Source organism: Acinetobacter sp. N1-1, assembly GCF_056711485.1.
The window spans coordinates 1,701,327-1,717,729 of sequence record NZ_JBWXUO010000012.1 but is presented as its reverse complement, the minus strand read 5'-3'; the positions used below and the strand labels follow the sequence as shown (position 1 = coordinate 1,717,729).

The window sequence follows — 16,403 nt, the reverse complement described above, 5'->3', positions numbered from 1 at the left end:
GAATCGAACGATCTAGAAAATATTTTGGTAAAATATGCTGGTGCTCAAGTGAATAATAACAATTTTAAATATCCTAAATAATGAAAAAAAGGCCTTTATAGAAAAGGCCTTTTAATAATTAACGAATTGTTGCTAAGAAGCGGTCGATTCGTTGTATTGCTTCACGTAGCTCATTTTCGGCAGGTAAGAAAACAACACGGAAATGGTCTGGCGTTGGCCAGTTAAATCCTGTTCCTTGTACAAGTAATACTTTCTCTGCACGTAATAGATCGAGCATTAAACGTTCATCATCATGAATTGGATAAATTTCAGGGTCTAAGCGAGGGAAGCAGTACATTGCACCTTCTGGTTTTACACAGCTAACACCCGGAATTTCGTTCAGCATTTCCCATGCAATATTACGCTGTTCGTATAAGCGACCACCTGGACGAATAAGGTCATTAATCGTTTGGTAACCACCTAAAGCGGTTTGGATAGCAAACTGTGCCTGATGGTTTGCACATAAACGCATTGAAGCAAGCATGTTTAAGCCTTCAATGTAGTCTTCTGCACGTGTTTTATCACCTGTAATTGCCATCCAACCTGAGCGGTAACCTGCGATACGGTATGCTTTTGAAAGACCATTGAAGGTAATACAAAGTTGATCACCTGCTAAAGAAGCTACAGAGACATGCTCAATGCCATCGTATACAATTTTGTCGTAAATCTCATCAGCAAATAAAATAAGGTCATATTTCTTAGCCAATGCAATAATTTTTTCAAGAATATGGCGTGGGTATACTGAACCTGTTGGGTTGTTTGGATTAATAATCACAATACCGCGTGTACTTTGTGTGATTTTACTTTCCATGTCTGCAAGGTCAGGATACCAGCTATCTTCTTCATCGCACTTATAGTGAATAGCTGTTCCACCCGATAGGTTAACTGCTGCAGTCCATAATGGATAGTCAGGCATTGGAACTAAAACTTCATCACCATTATCAAGTAGCCCCTGCATTGCCATAACAATAAGTTCAGATACACCGTTACCGATATACACATCGTTTACGTGCATATCGCGAATACCCTTTTGTTGGTAATATTGGCAAATCGCTTTCCGTGCAGGAAATATTCCTTTTGAATCTGTATAGCCAACAGCATTTGGTAAGTTTAGCGCAACATCATTAATAATTTCTTGTGGTGCTTCAAAACCAAAAGGGGCAGGGTTACCAATGTTTAGTTTAATAATACGGTGCCCTTGCTCTTCCATTTCATTGGCGGCACGTAACACTGGTCCACGAATGTCATAGCAAACATGCTCTAATTTAGATGACTTTTTAATTTCGCGTGGTGTGGTGTTACCTATAACCGGCATAGTTTTGTCCAATTGTATGTATGTTAAGGAAAAAGAGATTACTTAATTTGCACAATCTATGTGAAATATTTCTAGCATTTTAGTCTTTGGTAGCGTAAATATAAAGAAAAGAAATTAGACTATTGAATTTTATAGATTGAAAGGAGTTCATCATGGGAAAAGTCAATAAAACTGACCGTGAATGGAAACGTGAGTTGTCTCCAGAAGAATATCGAATTACAAGAGAAAAAGGGACTGAAGCACCCTTTACAGGTAAATATTGGAATACAAAACAAGCAGGAGAGTATAAGTGCCGTTGTTGTGGCGAAGTGCTATTTTTATCTGAATCTAAGTATGACAGTGGGTGTGGTTGGCCAAGTTTTTATCAGCCAGTTAATCATGCTGTCATAGAGGAACATGAAGATTTAAGTTATGGAATGATGAGAACAGAAGTCATTTGTCATCATTGTGGTGCACATTTAGGTCATGTTTTTGAAGATGGTCCACAACCTACAGGGCTGCGTTATTGTATAAACTCAGCATCATTAAATTTACAAACAAAAGAAAAAAATGATGGAGAAACATATCCATGACAACGATTTACCAGCTAGAAGCAGAATTATTGAATGGACTTGAAAAAAAGTTTTCTGATTATGAAGGTAAGGTCTTGCTTATTGTAAATACTGCAAGTAAGTGTGGTTTTACACCACAGTTTGCAGGGTTAGAAAAACTATACCAGCAATATAAAGATCAAGGTCTAGAGGTATTAGGCTTTCCATGTAATCAATTTGGAGGACAAGACCCTGCATCCAATAACGAAATAGGGTTATTTTGTCAAAAAAATTATGGTGTAACTTTTCCTATGTTCGCTAAGGTTGATGTAAAAGGACCTGAAGCACATCCAATTTTCAGATTTTTAACTCGTGAAGTAAAAGGCGTATTAGGTACACATAATATAAAATGGAACTTTACAAAGTTTTTAGTGGGTCGTGATGGTAGAGTGCTGAGTCGTTATGCACCGACAACTAAGCCAGAAATATTAAGTAATGATATTGAATCTGCGTTAAAAAAATAAGATTTATACGTAAAGAAAGGAGTTCCTTTCTTTACGTAAAGTAAAAGTATCTATATATTTATAAAAATAATTAAAAAATCTTATTTTGAGAATTGATAACTAAAATTACAAAGGTTTAATTATTTTTTAAGACTATATTCTTACTTTGTATGTGTGGCTTAGCGTTATTAGTAATAAATCGCATATTGGAGATAGTCATTATGAATATGGAATATATACACAAAACAGATTATTTTTTCTTTGCACATAAATTTATTCGTTTTCTTGAAAACTATTTACAACAGCATCCAAATGAGCGTGTCATAGTACTAAACTTAAATATTATGGATGATATTTTTAACCATGATTTTGCATCAATGACAGTAAATTTAGACAGTATTCTTAATATTGTTGATGAGTACCACTTAACAACAAATGAGGGTGCAAAAACTTTAATACATCATCATGATATTAATTTAAAAAAACATTTGCTGACCATCTCATTTAATGATGATGCTGTAAAATGTTTACAGGCAGGGCAAGCCATTCATTATCCAAATGTCGCTTAAATAAAAAGTACTACTTTCATCAGTAGTACTTTTTTATATAATAATCATAATTAGATAAACAACATACGCTAAAAATGAAAGATGATCATATTGTTGGAGAAGATATAACAGAAACCATTGAGTGGTTGATGTATTACGATGATTGTTTTGATGAGTTGATATACAACTCATTTCGTCAAGAATGGACGGTAAAGCATGCAGCTGGGGAAGATGTACTAAGAGAGGGAATGTTTTTAACAGCAAAATATGGTCTTCTTGTGACATCATAAGGAACGCCGAACGTTCCTTATGACCTTAATGTACTATGCTGACATAGACATAGCATCAACTGACAGTTCTGCAACTGATGGCTTTGGTCTCTCAGGTGTTAGACCTAATTTTTGAAATAAAGCTTTATCTCTACCATCACCCGCATTTGGTGTTGTAAGCAGTTTTTCACCAGAGAAGATTGAATTTGCACCAGCCATGAATGCAAGTGCCTGATCCGAATCACTTAAAGATTCACGACCTGCTGAAAGGCGGATATAGCTATGAGGCATGATAATACGTGCGACTGCAATGGTTCGAATCCATTCAGTAACATCAAGTTTTTCAACATCTGCTAAAGGTGTCCCTTCAATAGGAACAAGCATGTTTATAGGTACAGATTCTGGGTGAATAGGCAATGTTGCAAGTTCATGAAGTAGACCAATACGATCATTTTTTCCTTCACCAAGACCAACGATACCGCCACTACATACTTTCATACCTGCATTACGCACATGATCTAATGTATCTAAACGATCATCAAAAGTTCTTGTACTAATAATATTTGTATAGTACTCACGAGAAGTATCTAGGTTGTGGTTATAGTAATCTAGACCTGCTTCATGTAAGCGCTCTGCTTGAGATTGGTTTAGCATACCCAATGTCATGCATGTTTCCATACCTAAAGATTTAACTTCTTTAACCATTTCTATGACATAAGGCATATCTCTTTCATGTGGATTACGCCATGCAGCTCCCATACAAAATCGTGATGAACCTGATGCTTTTGCTTCTTTTGCTTCAGAAATGACTTTTTCAACAGCAATTCGTTTTTCTGCTTCTAATTTAGAGTCATAACGTGAGGATTGTGAGCAATATTTACAGTCTTCAGGACATCGTCCTGTTTTAATCGACAAAAGTGTACTTACCTGAATGGCATTCGCTTGGAAGTTTTCGCGATGAACGCGCTGTGCTTCAAAAACTAAATCTAAAAATGGTTGATCATAGAGAGCTTGGATTTCCTTGCGATCCCAATCATTTCGTACAGTCATTTTCATTTTCCGTGTAAAATTCAATATGTCTATATTAGTCATGATACAGAAAACCATGTAGAGCTATAAGGCAAAATACTCCAAAAGTTTTAAAAAAGTGTATATAGTCAAACAATCTAATTACTCATACAGACATGAAAAAACATCTGAAAGAGTCGATCAATACAATCCTCTTGCCATTCTTTTCTCTTTTTCTTAATCCATGCCCATGTCTTTTCAATGGAATTCAAATCAGGACTATAAGGCGGTAACCATAAAATATGATGCCCATGATGTTCTAGTAACTCCTGTGTGTCTGCTCGTTTGTGAAACGTCGCATTATCCATCACAATGATGCTGTGTCTAGGTAATTCAGGAATAAGAAAATGCTCTACCCAGAAATGGAATACATCTGAATTAATTTTACAATTGAATAGCCCAACGCTAAACAACTTATTTTCATACAATGCACCAATGGCATTGGTCTGATTATTTAATTGCCAATTAAATAATCCATAACATGGTGCTCCTTTAGGAGAGTAACCATGAGGTCGATAATCGTGTGATTTAAACCCACTTTCATCAAGATAAACAATGGGATGCTTTTTTTGAAGATGATCTAAAGCTTTGGTGAATGCGGATCTGAGGGATTCTTTTGCTTGTGGATGGCGTAAGGTCTTTTTTTCACTGTGATTCCTAAACGTTTTAATGCATAACCAATAGATGCAGCTGAGCAGGAAAAGCGTACAGCACGCTCATATTGATAATCATCTGGATATTTCTCAACATCAGCACGTAGTGCATCATCCTCAATTTTAAAAGGTTTCCGTGGGCGAGTTCTTTTAACCTCAATTCTTTTTTTCCAACTCAAAATTGTATTTTTATCAATCTCAAATTGTGTCGATACCGCTCGTATGGAATGTCCTTCCTCAAGCTTCGCTATAACTTTTCGTCTAAAATGTTCTGAATAACTCATTTCCATATTGTCTTATATTTTTGATTGTTTGACTATAGGTATATTTTAAAAGTAGATATTTTTTTACACTTAAATATATCTATTTAGGTGCAATTTTTAAAATATAGCGCTATTTTAGTGCCTAAATTTGTACATTGTTCTATTTTGTATTAAGAAATAAGTATCATGTTTTTCCATATTTATTTGAAAAATTGTAACTATCTAGAAAATTTGAATGTTTTTATATATCTCAAATGTATCGTGTCTAATATAATTTAGCGACGACGACTAGATCGACTGCGGCCTCTTGCCATACCGCCAAGAGCATTTAAAACAGCCATTTTACTCATACTTCCTGAAGCATGTGCATGGCAAATTGCGGCAGCAAGCCCATCGGCAGCATCGGCTTGTGGTCGAATAGAAAGTTTTAAAATACTCATTACCATCATTTGAACTTGTTCTTTGTCTGCTGCACCATACCCAACGACAGACTGTTTAATTTGCCGCGCTGTATATTCGGCAACTTGTAGGTCTAGGTTTACAAGGGCTGCAATCGCTGCACCGCGTGCTTGACCAAGTTTTAGGGCAGAGTCAGGGTTTTGTGCCATGAAGACTTGTTCAACGGCTGCTTCTGTTGGTCCATGAAATTTTACAATCCTTTCAACACCTGCAAAAATTCGTTTTAAGCGCTCTGGCATTTCTTGTGTCTCTGTACGTATTGTACCTGCATCAACAAACTTTAATGTATTACCATCTTTTTCTATAATTCCATATCCTGTTAAGCGAGAACCAGGATCAATACCAATAATTAAAGACATAATAAAATAGAGCTATCACAAATATATATTTCTATGAATTATAGGTCTTTGCTGATTTAAAGTCTTAAATTTTATAGAATCTTTGGTTAAATTATATTTAGTAACTATAGAAATTGATAAAAAAGAATTCATTTCTCTTTAAAAATTAAAACTTGCCCATATATTTAGCAGTAATACGAAGTTTAGTGTGCATATGGTGCGCTAAATATTATGATTTATTGAAAGGGATAAGCTAAGTTTCATGAAAGTCGTTCTTCTAGTAATCATCGGAGCAATCTTAGAGATTGCAGTATGGGTTGGGGTTGCTCAATTCATTAGCGGATGGTATGTCTTTTTTTGGTTTATTCTTGCGGCAATTATTGGTTTTAAATTATTAAAATCAAGCACATCAAGTATTATGCCTCAGTTGCAACAGATGCAAATGACAGGGCAGCTTTCAGGAGATGCAGCAGTTTCTCGTAAAATTGCAACAGCTTTGGCAGGTGTGCTTCTAATTATTCCAGGTCTTATTACAGATGTAATTGCAGTATTAATTTTATTGCCACCTGTACAAAAGTTGGTTGTACAAGCATTAACATCAGCAATGGCAAAGCGCCAACAGTCTATGATGGAAAAAATGATGGGTGGAGCAGGTGGGGCTGGTAATCCATTTGCAGATCTCATGGAGCAAATGCAGAAACAGCAAGGTGGAATGTCTGGCGGTTCGATGGGGAAAGATACCAATGTAATTGATGGTGAAGCGAGAGAAGTGACACCCGATACCAATAAAATAGAACTGAAAGATGTAAGAAAAAAATAAAAGTTTTATTTAAAAAGCCTAACTAACGTGTTGGGCTTTTTTTTACCTCATTTAAGGTATCTTGTGTTTGATTTAGCTTTTCATCATCCTGTACGTATTGACGGTTTTTTTCTAATTGAGCAATATTGTTTTCAGACTTTTGGTAGCTTTGACTTCGGTTTGCACGTTCTCTAAACTTGCCTTTATTAATTAGTTTAACCATATAATATTACCTTTAAAGCGAACTAAGATTTTAACAAAAATATTTTATGAATTTGAACTATTTTGTTTAAAACAATATATGATAAAAATGAGTGTTGTGTAACTAAAATTAAAAAAGAGATAAATATAATATAGCAAACAAGAGGAGACATTGTGATGTATATATCTCACTACAAGTGCGCATGTTGTAATCAAAAAAGAAGACTACATCAGAAATCGTGTCCTCATTGTGGGTCGCATGCACTTAAAAGCCCTTTTGGCTTTTGGTCTTTTTGTATTTTTACCTGTTTTGGTGTGGCTGTTGCAGTCACAGCAAGTAATATATATTTTCATCAGAACGAAGATAAAAAACCAACAATTTCTAGTAGTATCGTTGGTTTCATGCAATAAAGCCCGTATGAACGGGCTTTATAGATATCTATTTTAGAACTGTAAGATTTATAGACCACTACTTTGGCGTAATGCTTCCACTTTATCTGTTTTTTCCCAAGTGAATGCATTATCTGAACCGTTACGTCCAAAGTGACCATATGTTGCTGTTTGCTGGTACATTGGTTGTACTAGGTCAAGCATACGCGTAATACCATATGGTCGTAGGTCGAAGTGTTCACGAACAAGTGCAATAATAAGCGCTTCGTCTATTTTTGCAGTACCAAAGGTATTAATAGAAATAGATGTTGGCTCTGCCACACCAATCGCATAACTTACTTGAATTTCACATTTATCTGCAAGCCCTGCTGCAACAATATTTTTTGCAACATAGCGACCTGCATAAGCTGCAGAACGGTCAACTTTTGATGGGTCTTTTCCTGAGAATGCACCGCCACCATGACGTGCCATACCACCGTAAGTATCAACAATAATTTTACGGCCTGTTAAACCACAGTCACCTACAGGGCCGCCAATAACAAATTTGCCTGTTGGGTTAATGTGGAATTTTGTGCTGGCATGGAACATTTCTTTAGGAATGACTGGCTTGATAATTTCTTCAATAACAGCTTCTTTAAGTTGTGCTTGGGAAATATCAGGATCATGTTGTGTAGATAAAACAACAGCATCTAAGCGAACGGGTTTGCCATTCTCGTAAGCAAATGTCACCTGACTTTTTGCATCTGGACGTAACCAAGCAAGCGTACCATTGCGACGAAGGTTAGCCTGACGTTCCATAAGTCTGTGAGCATAAGAAATTGGTGCTGGCATAAGCACATCAGTTTCACGACTAGCATATCCAAACATTAGACCCTGGTCGCCTGCGCCCTGATCTTCAGGTTTTTGGCGGTCTACACCCTGAGCAATTTCTGGAGACTGTTTGCCAATCATATTAATGACAGCACAGGTAGAACCATCAAATCCTAAGTCTGAGTGGTGGTAACCAATACCATTTACTGTTTGGCGAACAATTGATTCAACATCCACATTCGCAGTTGTTGTGATTTCACCGGCAAGTACAACAGCACCTGTTTTTACTAATGTTTCACAAGCAACCCGTGCATATGGGTCTTCTTTCAAAATAGCATCCAAAATAGCATCACTAATCTGATCGGCCATTTTATCAGGATGACCTTCGCTTACAGATTCCGAAGTAAAAACAGCGTACTCGCGCATGAAAGCCCTATTACAGTAATTTTTAAAAGACCCGATATATTACATCGACTTGTTAGGAAGGACTAGTAAAAGATAGATAAATTGAATAAATTTCTTGCAAATAGACTTTATTTTTACTTTTATTCAATATATAAAAAATAGATAAGCAATCGTTTAAAAGTAATTAAGCACTTTATTTTTGTATAAAGTGCTTAATTAAATTGATTTTACTGAACTGTAGATGGTTCTTTCCAAGAATCTATTTTATTTTTCATATCGTTTTTAGCATCATTAGCTTTCGTTTTTACTACAGCCTCATCGTGCTTAAAATCTTTTGATAAGTGCTCAGTTTTTTCTTTTGATATTGCTTTGGTGTTATCCCATTTTTTTTCTGCGTAATGCTTACCTTCTTCTGTTCTATGTTTTAATGAATGTTTGCTTTTATCATATGCATGTGGTGTTTCATGCTTGGCATGTGCATATTTTTCTTTTACATCTTTGTTAAATTCTTCAGTTTTACCATGTAAGTTATGTCCAAAATCTTTAGTTTTTATTTCAGCATTTTTGAACTTTTGACTTGCATCTTCTTTAAAGTCTTGTCCTTTTTCAGATGCTATATTCTTTATTTTTTCATAGCCTTTTTCAGTATTATCTTTGTGTTGTGTAATAGAAGTACGTAGATTATCTGTCATATTGCCTAAGTTACCGTCTGCAAAAGCAGAAACACTTGCAAGTGATAAAAGAGTAGTTGCAAAAAACACAGTTGTTTTATTCATGTTTTGCCTTTTTGTTTCTTTATGGAATCTATATTTATGTTATGTGGTTTTTATAGAAAATAGTGTAAAGGAATATAATGTAATTCGTTTATTGATATACTTATTTTGTTACAAGATGGTAATTAAAATAGCTTTTTCAAAAAAAAGTTAAGGAAATTTTGTAACTTATATTAGAGTCTGAGTCATAGTGTATAAATAATATGCTGTTAGGCTTTACCCCGTATGTTTTTTTTAAGACAATACACCTGTTTTGAATTTTTATTCATTTTCGTTAATCATTACTTTGGACTCTGACCTATGACGACCCCTTTAAATGAACGTCGTATTGCAAATGCAATTCGTGTACTCGCTATGGATGCTGTTCAACAAGCGAATTCAGGGCATCCTGGCGCGCCAATGGGGATGGCAGACATCGCTGACGTTGTTTGGCGTGAATTTTTAAACCATAACCCAACAAATCCACAATGGGTGAACCGTGACCGTTTTGTGTTGTCAAATGGTCATGGGTCTATGCTTCAGTATGCATTGCTTCATTTAACAGGATATGAATTGTCTTTAGAGGATCTTAAACAGTTCCGTCAACTACATTCAAAAACACCAGGTCATCCTGAGTTAGGTTATGCACCAGGTATAGAAACGACAACTGGTCCTTTAGGTCAAGGTATTGCAAACGCTGTAGGTTTTGCACTTGCAGAAAAAACATTAGCTGCACAGTTCAATAAAGATGATTTTAAAGTTGTTGACCATTATACCTACGCATTTTTAGGTGATGGTTGCCTTATGGAAGGTATTTCACATGAGGTGTGCTCTTTAGCAGGAACATTAGGTCTTGGTAAGCTTGTTGCATACTATGATGATAACGGTATTTCAATTGATGGTGAAGTTGAAGGCTGGTTTAGCGATGATACAGAAAAACGCTTCCATGCTTATGGTTGGCAAGTTCTGCATGTAGATGGTCATAACCAAGCTGCAATTCGTCAGGCAACATTAGAAGCAAAACAAGAAACTCAAAAACCGACATTAATTGTATGTAAGACAGTAATTGGTTTGGGTTCACCAAATAAGCAAGGTAAAGAGTCAAGCCATGGTGCGCCACTTGGTACAGACGAAATTACTTTAACACGTGAAGCTTTAGGTTGGGCAGAAGCGGAAGCTTTTGTAATCCCTGAAGATGTTTATGCAGCATGGGATGCAAAAGAAAAAGGTCAGCAAGCTGAGGAAGCTTGGAATGTTGTATTTGCAAAATATGAAGCAAAATATCCAACGGAAGCGGCTGAATTATTACGCCGTTTACATGGTGATCTACCTGAAAGTTTTGTAGCACAAGCAGATACATTTATTGCTGAAACCGTAGAAAAAGCAGAATCTATTGCATCGCGTAAAGCAAGCCAAAATACACTACAAGCTTTTGGCCCTAAACTTCCTGAGTTATTGGGTGGTTCAGCTGATTTAGCAGGTTCAAACCTTACGCTTTGGAAAGGTTGTGAAGGGGTTCAAGATAACCCTGCTGGTAACTACGTATACTATGGTGTGCGTGAGTTTGGTATGACTGCTATTGCAAATGGTGTGGCTTTACATGGTGGTTTTGTACCATATGTTGCGACATTCCTTATGTTTATGGAGTATGCACGTAATGCGGTACGTATGTCTGCATTAATGAAGCAACGTGTTATTCATGTCTATACACATGACTCAATTGGTTTAGGTGAAGATGGTCCAACGCATCAACCAATTGAACAAATTGCATCTTTACGTAATACACCAAACTTAAATACATGGCGTCCTGCTGATACTGTCGAAACGGCTGTTGCATGGAAATCATCTTTACTGCGTAAAAATGGCCCATCTGCTTTAATTCTTTCTCGTCAGAATTTACCATTCCAAACACGTACTGCTGCACAAATTGAAAATGTTGCAAAAGGCGGTTATGTACTTGCAGAAGAAAACGGCCCATTAAAAGCGATTATCATTGCAACAGGTTCAGAAGTAGATATTGCTATGCAAGCACATGCTCAATTAGAGGGTGTGCGTGTTGTGTCTATGCCATGTGCTGAAGTATTCATGCAACAAGATGCTACTTATCGTGAAGCTGTATTACCTACACAGATTCGTGCACGTGTTGCTGTGGAAGCTGCACATGCTGATTACTGGTGGAAGTTTGTTGGTTTAGATGGAAAAGTTATTGGTATGACTACGTATGGAGAGTCTGCGCCAGCGAAAGCATTATTTGAGCATTTTGGTATTACTGTAAATGCTGTGGTAGAGGCTGTAAAAAGTTTTACTGCATAATAAGTTTTATTGAAGAAAAAGCCTTTAGATATATCTAGGGGCTTTTTTTTATGAAAAAAATTGATTTTTTAGCTATACATATTGTGTTACATGTTAGGATAGCCTACCTATTAATCATTTTTATGCCTAGATGTGATAATAAAAAATGAAAATTTTTCCATCTTCAGAATACGGTCAGATTATTAAATATGTGTGTTATTGGCTCTGTGCATCTATTGCGATTGGATTAGTTGCAGGGTTTACATCAACACTCATTTTTAGCTGTTTCGATTTGGCGAATAGTATTCGCTTTGAATATCCATGGTTAATTTTTTTATTACCATTTACTGGGCTGTTTATTGGCTATTTATTTTATAAATATGGCACTCCTATAGAAAAAGGTACACATTTATTTATTGATGAAATTCAACAGCCGAAGTCTTTTATTCCTAAAAGAATGAGCCCACTGATATTTTTTACTGCTATTTTAACGCAGTTGTTTGGTGGTTCAGCAGGTAGGGAAGCACCAGCTGTACAGCTTTCTGGTGCACTTACAGACCATGTGACACAAGTCTTAGGTGTTTCTCGTGATAATAGAAAAATATTTCTTATGGCGAGCATAGGTGCTGGATTTTCAGGAATTTTTGGTTTACCTCTTGCAGGTGCAATTTATGGTCTAGAAATTACAGCATTAGGGAGTCTGCGTTACTCAGCCGTCTTTCCTTGTTTTATTTCTGCTTTAATTGCGGCTCAAATACCTGCAATATTTCATGTTGTACATCCACATACATTTTATATTATTTCAAATTTTCCTGAGTTGAATATAAAAATACTATTCAGCTTGGTTGTCGCAGGTTTAATATTTGGTATAGCTGCACGTCTATTTATTATGACGATTCATTTAATTAGTAAACTATTTAAAAAAGCGATACCTTCAATGACGTTTAGACCATTTGTAGGTGGTGTTATTATTATGTTGTTAACATTACTGGTTGGGTCGCAGCAATTCAATGGTTTGGGTACAGATAAGGTTATCGCAGCATTTTATATACCGTTATCAATTTGGGATTCAATCAATAAAATTATTTTTACAGCTGTGACATTAGGCTCTGGGTTTAAAGGTGGAGAAATTACACCGTTATTCTTTGTTGGTACAACATTAGGAAATGCGTTAGGTGGTTTTCTACCTGTTCCTATTTCATTACTTGCAGGTTTGGGATTAATTAGTCTATTTTCTGGTGCAAGTAAAGCGCCGTTAACATCAATTATTTTAGGGTTAGAGTTGTTCGGAACTCAAATAATGACCTATGCCATAATTACTTGTTTGTTGGCCTATTTATTTTCTGGAAATTGTGGTTTGTATCGGATACAAAAGCCCAATCAAGATAATTAGAGTTTATCTAAAATCTTTAGGCGATACACCAATATTTTTTTTAAACATTGCACTAAAAATGCTTGGTGTGGCATAGCCAAGCAGTTCGGAAATGTTTGAAATAGACTTGCCCTCTGTAAGGTGACCTAGGGCAAGCATAATATGCATTTGTTGAATCCAACCTCTATATGGAAGTCCTGTTTCTTTCTTAAAAAGTCGCATTAATGTACGTGTGCTCGTTCCAATTTTTTCAGACCATATATTTAAATCGTAGCGAATATTGGGTCTATTGATGAGCTGTTCACAAATAAATATTAGACGCTGATCTTTAGGCCAAGGAATATCTATGGGGAGTGTTCTTGCTCGTTGAATTTCATCAAAGATAAGTAACTGTAATGAGGTTTTTAATTCTTTGTTATAAGGTGTAGATGTTTTTTCTATAATATCTATTTGATTGAGTCTTAAGACAAGCTCTTTTAATAGGTTAGACATTCTTAATAAAAAGCAGTTTTTACCTAAGATATCTGATGCATTTTTTTCAACAAGAGCTGTACTTAAGGTGGCAGTACTTAAAGATATAACGCTATGTTCAATAAATGCGGGAATCCAAAGGGCGCAATTAGAAGGAACGATCCAAATATTATCGGGAGTATTTACTCGTATTGTGCCTTGTGATGCATAAAGAAGCTGTGCACGACTGTGTGAATGGGGACTAAAAATATCTCCATATTTAGATTTAGAACCTTTGGAGATTACAAGCTGTTCTGAAGAAGAAGCCATAATTTTGTCACTTATACAATATTTTTTGGAATATATATGTTATTACGACAAATTATAATCAATTTGAATAAAGTCACAAGTTATAAAGGCATGTTATGCAATCTCCAGCTCAGACGACGACAGAGATTATAGATTCTCAAGTATCTCAAAATATATCAAAAATGGTATACCATATTATTTTTTATATTACTTTTGCTCATTTACTGAATGATCTTATACAGGCATCATTGCCAGCGATTTATCCATTATTAAAAAGTAATTTTTCACTCAGTTTTGCTCAAATTGGTTTGATCTCTCTGGTATATCAAGTGACTGCATCGTTGCTTCAGCCATGGGTTGGGTTATATACAGACAAAAAACCAAAACCTTATCTTTTACCTTTAGGTATGGTGGTAACACTTGTCGGAATTGTAATGTTGGCATTTGCACATAGCTTTTATGTATTAATCATTTCAGCATCTTTTATTGGTATTGGCTCATCTACTTTCCATCCTGAAGCCTCTCGGGTTGCTAGAATGGCATCGGGTGGTAAGTTTGGTACAGCACAGTCATTATTTCAAGTTGGTGGAAATACTGGATCTGCAATAGGCCCTTTACTTGTTGCTGTAATTGTACTTCCTTATGGGCAAGCTTCTTTTGTATGGCTGATATTGTTTGCATTATGCGCAATTTGGATTTTGTTTCGTGTAAGTAAATGGACAGTAACGCATACACAATCAAAAATAGTGAAGAGTCATGCAGGGGTATATCCTAGGTTACATGGAAAAAAATTAGTACAAGCTATTGTTGTCATTTCTATTCTTATCCTTACAAAGTTTACATATATTGCAAGTATCAGTAATTATTATACATTTTATTTGATTCATAAATTTAATATTTCTTTGCCAAGTGCACAATTGTACTTATTCTTATTTTTAGCAGCTATTGCAATAGGTACTTTTTTTGGTGGTCCACTTGGCGATAAAATTGGAAGAAGGGCTGTTATTTGGTTATCCTTTTTAGGAATGATTCCTTTTGCTATGGTTTTGCCTTATGTTAGCCTGTTTTGGACAAGTTTTGCTGCAATTATGGCTGGGCTTATTATATCCTCTGCTTTGTCTGCAATGATTGTGTACGTACAAGAGGCAATACCAGGTCGTGTAGGTATGATATCGGGTCTAATGTTTGGCTCAATGTTTGGTGTGAGTGGTATTGCTGCTGCGGGTCTTGGCATATTGGCAGATACGCACGGTATTGAGTGGATATTTCATTTATGTGCGTATCTACCATTATTAGGGATATTTACTTTATTTTTACCAAAGTCATATGTTCGAGATATTTGAGTGAAGTGAGATACTTTTAATTCATTTCGGAAACTAAAGTCTGCATTAATGCTGCAGCATCCAATGGGCGTATTTTAGAAACATTACAGCCAGCCCAATAAATAGGAAAGTTTATAGGATCTAGCATATTCAGTTGCTTAGCAATGTCGTAAGTAAAAGGGTATCCTGGGTCTTTGGGCTTTTCCGATATATCAATATCTGTATGCCAATGACTGAATAAACTTCTTGCAGGTCTACCTGATATACTCCGAGTGATTTGTGTATAGTTACTTTCAAGTAAAGCTTTTTTATAACTTTGGTTGGCTGCTGACTCTGCGCATGTAATAAAAGCTGTACCAAGCTGTGCAGCAGAGGCACCTAAATCTATCATTTCACTAATATCTTTGCCTGTCATAATGCCACCTGCTGCGACTATAGGCAAAGTAACGGATGGGTTTTCAATGAGCGCCTGAACTAAATCTTTTGTGAATATGGCAGGGTCATTATTTTCATTAAAGATGCCTCTGTGTCCACCTGCTTCAATACCTTGGGCAATAAGTATATCTATTCCATATGATTGTGCTTGTAAAGCTTCTGAAAGTTGAGTAATAGAAACCATTGTGATAATGCCTGCATTTTTGAGTGCCGCAATTTGTTTTTTTGAGGGTAGACCAAAATGAAAACTAATCACTTTTGGTTTTACATCTAAAACCATATTGGTAAAGTCATCGTTATTTGTGAAGCTTGAATATAATCTATGCAATTGGCTTGGTGGCGGTGCTCCTCGATGATCGAATTCTTTTGATAGAAATTTAATCCATTCTTTTTCTTTATCAATATCTAAATCATGCTCGTTATGGCAAAAGAAGTTAAGCTGAAAAGGTCTTTTTGTGAGTTTTTTTGTGAGTTTAATTTGTTCTATTGCATGATCAAGAGTGCTTGAACCTAAACCTAGCGCACCTAATCCGCCTTGATTAGAAACAGTTGCTGCCAATAGTGGTGTAGAAACACCTGCCATAGGTGCTAAAAATATAGGGTACTTTATCCCTAAATAAGATGTGAGATCCATTGGTTAATCTTTAATTCATTATTATTCTATGAATATATATGAAATTTTCTTATATCGGAAGTAATACAATTAAGGTTTTATATTTAATCTTTAGGATTTATATATGAATATAAATCATGTATTAATTTATTAACTAAGGGTTTTTAGACGTAAATTATGAGGAAATTTTGAAGTTGTGTAGTATGATTTTAAACTACTCAAATGCAATTTTCATTTGATTTCAATAAATTCATTTATTCTTGCGGAT

Annotated in this window: 18 protein-coding genes; 8 read left to right on the top strand and 10 right to left on the bottom strand. The window is 35.6% G+C overall.

Annotated features, from left to right (window positions below):
- Window positions 1-118: 118 nt before the first annotated feature.
- Window positions 119-1,354, bottom strand: coding sequence for a pyridoxal phosphate-dependent aminotransferase (locus AC1MPL_RS08530; protein ID WP_479765419.1), 1,236 nt, complete (start codon window positions 1,352-1,354; stop codon window positions 119-121).
- 152 nt (window positions 1,355-1,506) lie between these two features.
- Here AC1MPL_RS08530 and msrB point away from each other — a divergent pair, with 152 nt between their 5' ends.
- The 4 genes from msrB (at window position 1,507) to AC1MPL_RS08510 (ending at window position 3,225) form a co-directional block, all read left to right on the top strand.
- The gene (gene msrB / locus AC1MPL_RS08525) at window positions 1,507-1,926 is read left to right on the top strand and encodes a peptide-methionine (R)-S-oxide reductase MsrB (RefSeq protein WP_479765417.1); all 420 of its coding nucleotides are present in this window, start codon (window positions 1,507-1,509) and stop codon (window positions 1,924-1,926) included.
- Complete coding sequence (locus AC1MPL_RS08520) at window positions 1,923-2,408, top strand: glutathione peroxidase (RefSeq protein ID WP_479765416.1); 486 nt, start codon at window positions 1,923-1,925, stop codon at window positions 2,406-2,408. Before msrB ends, AC1MPL_RS08520 begins: the two co-directional genes overlap by 4 nt.
- A 200-nt stretch (window positions 2,409-2,608) precedes the next feature.
- A complete protein-coding gene (locus tag AC1MPL_RS08515) occupies window positions 2,609-2,956 on the top strand; it encodes a hypothetical protein (RefSeq protein WP_479765414.1) in 348 nt (115 codons plus the stop codon).
- 128 nt (window positions 2,957-3,084) lie between these two features.
- A complete protein-coding gene (locus AC1MPL_RS08510; protein WP_479765413.1) occupies window positions 3,085-3,225 on the top strand; it encodes a hypothetical protein in 141 nt (46 codons plus the stop codon).
- 33 nt (window positions 3,226-3,258) lie between these two features.
- Here the strand turns inward: AC1MPL_RS08510 and bioB are convergent, their stop codons facing one another.
- The 4 genes from bioB to ruvC form a co-directional block, all read right to left on the bottom strand.
- Window positions 3,259-4,254 (bottom strand): biotin synthase BioB, encoded by a 996-nt coding sequence (gene bioB, locus AC1MPL_RS08505; RefSeq protein ID WP_479765412.1) that lies wholly within the window; start codon window positions 4,252-4,254, stop codon window positions 3,259-3,261.
- A 116-nt stretch (window positions 4,255-4,370) separates the two neighbouring features.
- A complete protein-coding gene (locus tag AC1MPL_RS08500; RefSeq protein WP_479766126.1) occupies window positions 4,371-4,943 on the bottom strand; it encodes an IS630 family transposase in 573 nt (190 codons plus the stop codon).
- Window positions 4,853-5,209 carry an IS630 transposase-related protein gene (locus AC1MPL_RS08495; protein ID WP_479763665.1) on the bottom strand — a complete coding sequence of 119 codons (357 nt, stop codon included), beginning with the start codon at window positions 5,207-5,209 and terminating at the stop codon, window positions 4,853-4,855. Before AC1MPL_RS08495 ends, AC1MPL_RS08500 begins: the two co-directional genes overlap by 91 nt.
- Before the next feature lie 254 nt (window positions 5,210-5,463).
- Window positions 5,464-6,006, bottom strand: a complete 543-nt coding sequence (ruvC, locus tag AC1MPL_RS08490) for a crossover junction endodeoxyribonuclease RuvC (protein ID WP_023272134.1) — start codon at window positions 6,004-6,006, stop codon at window positions 5,464-5,466.
- A gap of 241 nt (window positions 6,007-6,247) precedes the next feature.
- On the opposite strand from ruvC, the gene AC1MPL_RS08485 reads away from it, so the two are divergent.
- On the top strand, window positions 6,248-6,805 hold the full coding sequence (locus AC1MPL_RS08485) for an FxsA family protein (protein WP_479765411.1): 558 nt from the start codon (window positions 6,248-6,250) through the stop codon (window positions 6,803-6,805).
- Between the two features lie 22 nt (window positions 6,806-6,827).
- Here the strand turns inward: AC1MPL_RS08485 and AC1MPL_RS08480 are convergent, their stop codons facing one another.
- The 3 genes from AC1MPL_RS08480 to AC1MPL_RS08470 all read right to left on the bottom strand — a co-directional run bounded on the left by AC1MPL_RS08480 (window position 6,828) and on the right by AC1MPL_RS08470 (window position 9,366).
- Window positions 6,828-7,007 carry a hypothetical protein gene (locus AC1MPL_RS08480; protein ID WP_479765409.1) on the bottom strand — a complete coding sequence of 60 codons (180 nt, stop codon included), beginning with the start codon at window positions 7,005-7,007 and terminating at the stop codon, window positions 6,828-6,830.
- Window positions 7,008-7,444: 437 nt separating this feature from the next.
- Window positions 7,445-8,611: a methionine adenosyltransferase gene (metK, locus tag AC1MPL_RS08475; protein ID WP_479765408.1), complete on the bottom strand. Its 1,167-nt coding sequence runs from the start codon at window positions 8,609-8,611 to the stop codon at window positions 7,445-7,447.
- 206 nt (window positions 8,612-8,817) lie between these two features.
- Window positions 8,818-9,366, bottom strand: coding sequence for a hypothetical protein (locus tag AC1MPL_RS08470; RefSeq protein WP_479765407.1), 549 nt, complete (start codon window positions 9,364-9,366; stop codon window positions 8,818-8,820).
- A 297-nt stretch (window positions 9,367-9,663) separates the two neighbouring features.
- Between AC1MPL_RS08470 and tkt the strand changes: the two genes are divergently transcribed.
- Both tkt and AC1MPL_RS08460 read left to right on the top strand, forming a co-directional pair.
- Window positions 9,664-11,655: a transketolase gene (tkt, locus tag AC1MPL_RS08465; RefSeq protein ID WP_479765406.1), complete on the top strand. Its 1,992-nt coding sequence runs from the start codon at window positions 9,664-9,666 to the stop codon at window positions 11,653-11,655.
- A gap of 145 nt (window positions 11,656-11,800) precedes the next feature.
- Entirely contained in the window at window positions 11,801-13,027 is a 1,227-nt protein-coding gene (locus AC1MPL_RS08460; protein ID WP_479765405.1) for a chloride channel protein, read from the top strand.
- A 3-nt stretch (window positions 13,028-13,030) separates the two neighbouring features.
- Here AC1MPL_RS08460 and AC1MPL_RS08455 read toward each other — a convergent pair whose 3' ends face one another.
- The gene (locus AC1MPL_RS08455; RefSeq protein ID WP_479766197.1) at window positions 13,031-13,801 is read right to left on the bottom strand and encodes an AraC family transcriptional regulator; all 771 of its coding nucleotides are present in this window, start codon (window positions 13,799-13,801) and stop codon (window positions 13,031-13,033) included.
- 80 nt (window positions 13,802-13,881) lie between these two features.
- On the opposite strand from AC1MPL_RS08455, the gene AC1MPL_RS08450 reads away from it, so the two are divergent.
- The gene (locus AC1MPL_RS08450) at window positions 13,882-15,108 is read left to right on the top strand and encodes an MFS transporter (RefSeq protein WP_479765404.1); all 1,227 of its coding nucleotides are present in this window, start codon (window positions 13,882-13,884) and stop codon (window positions 15,106-15,108) included.
- Window positions 15,109-15,124: 16 nt separating this feature from the next.
- Here AC1MPL_RS08450 and AC1MPL_RS08445 read toward each other — a convergent pair whose 3' ends face one another.
- Entirely contained in the window at window positions 15,125-16,156 is a 1,032-nt protein-coding gene (locus tag AC1MPL_RS08445) for an NAD(P)H-dependent flavin oxidoreductase (RefSeq protein ID WP_479765403.1), read from the bottom strand.
- Window positions 16,157-16,403 lie beyond the last annotated feature (247 nt).

What these genes read in the sequence shown, in the direction of transcription:
- AC1MPL_RS08530 (WP_479765419.1), bottom strand. Translation starts at nt 1,354, where the DNA reads ATGCCGGTTATAGGTAACACCACACCACGCGAAATTAAAAAGTCATCT.
- msrB (WP_479765417.1), top strand. Translation starts at nt 1,507, where the DNA reads ATGGGAAAAGTCAATAAAACTGACCGTGAATGGAAACGTGAGTTGTCT.
- AC1MPL_RS08520 (WP_479765416.1), top strand. Translation starts at nt 1,923, where the DNA reads ATGACAACGATTTACCAGCTAGAAGCAGAATTATTGAATGGACTTGAA.
- AC1MPL_RS08515 (WP_479765414.1), top strand. Translation starts at nt 2,609, where the DNA reads ATGAATATGGAATATATACACAAAACAGATTATTTTTTCTTTGCACAT.
- AC1MPL_RS08510 (WP_479765413.1), top strand. Translation starts at nt 3,085, where the DNA reads ATGTATTACGATGATTGTTTTGATGAGTTGATATACAACTCATTTCGT.
- bioB (WP_479765412.1), bottom strand. Translation starts at nt 4,254, where the DNA reads ATGACTGTACGAAATGATTGGGATCGCAAGGAAATCCAAGCTCTCTAT.
- AC1MPL_RS08495 (WP_479763665.1), bottom strand. Translation starts at nt 5,209, where the DNA reads ATGAGTTATTCAGAACATTTTAGACGAAAAGTTATAGCGAAGCTTGAG.
- ruvC (WP_023272134.1), bottom strand. Translation starts at nt 6,006, where the DNA reads ATGTCTTTAATTATTGGTATTGATCCTGGTTCTCGCTTAACAGGATAT.
- AC1MPL_RS08485 (WP_479765411.1), top strand. Translation starts at nt 6,248, where the DNA reads ATGAAAGTCGTTCTTCTAGTAATCATCGGAGCAATCTTAGAGATTGCA.
- AC1MPL_RS08480 (WP_479765409.1), bottom strand. Translation starts at nt 7,007, where the DNA reads ATGGTTAAACTAATTAATAAAGGCAAGTTTAGAGAACGTGCAAACCGA.
- metK (WP_479765408.1), bottom strand. Translation starts at nt 8,611, where the DNA reads ATGCGCGAGTACGCTGTTTTTACTTCGGAATCTGTAAGCGAAGGTCAT.
- AC1MPL_RS08470 (WP_479765407.1), bottom strand. Translation starts at nt 9,366, where the DNA reads ATGAATAAAACAACTGTGTTTTTTGCAACTACTCTTTTATCACTTGCA.
- tkt (WP_479765406.1), top strand. Translation starts at nt 9,664, where the DNA reads ATGACGACCCCTTTAAATGAACGTCGTATTGCAAATGCAATTCGTGTA.
- AC1MPL_RS08460 (WP_479765405.1), top strand. Translation starts at nt 11,801, where the DNA reads ATGAAAATTTTTCCATCTTCAGAATACGGTCAGATTATTAAATATGTG.
- AC1MPL_RS08450 (WP_479765404.1), top strand. Translation starts at nt 13,882, where the DNA reads ATGCAATCTCCAGCTCAGACGACGACAGAGATTATAGATTCTCAAGTA.
- AC1MPL_RS08445 (WP_479765403.1), bottom strand. Translation starts at nt 16,156, where the DNA reads ATGGATCTCACATCTTATTTAGGGATAAAGTACCCTATATTTTTAGCA.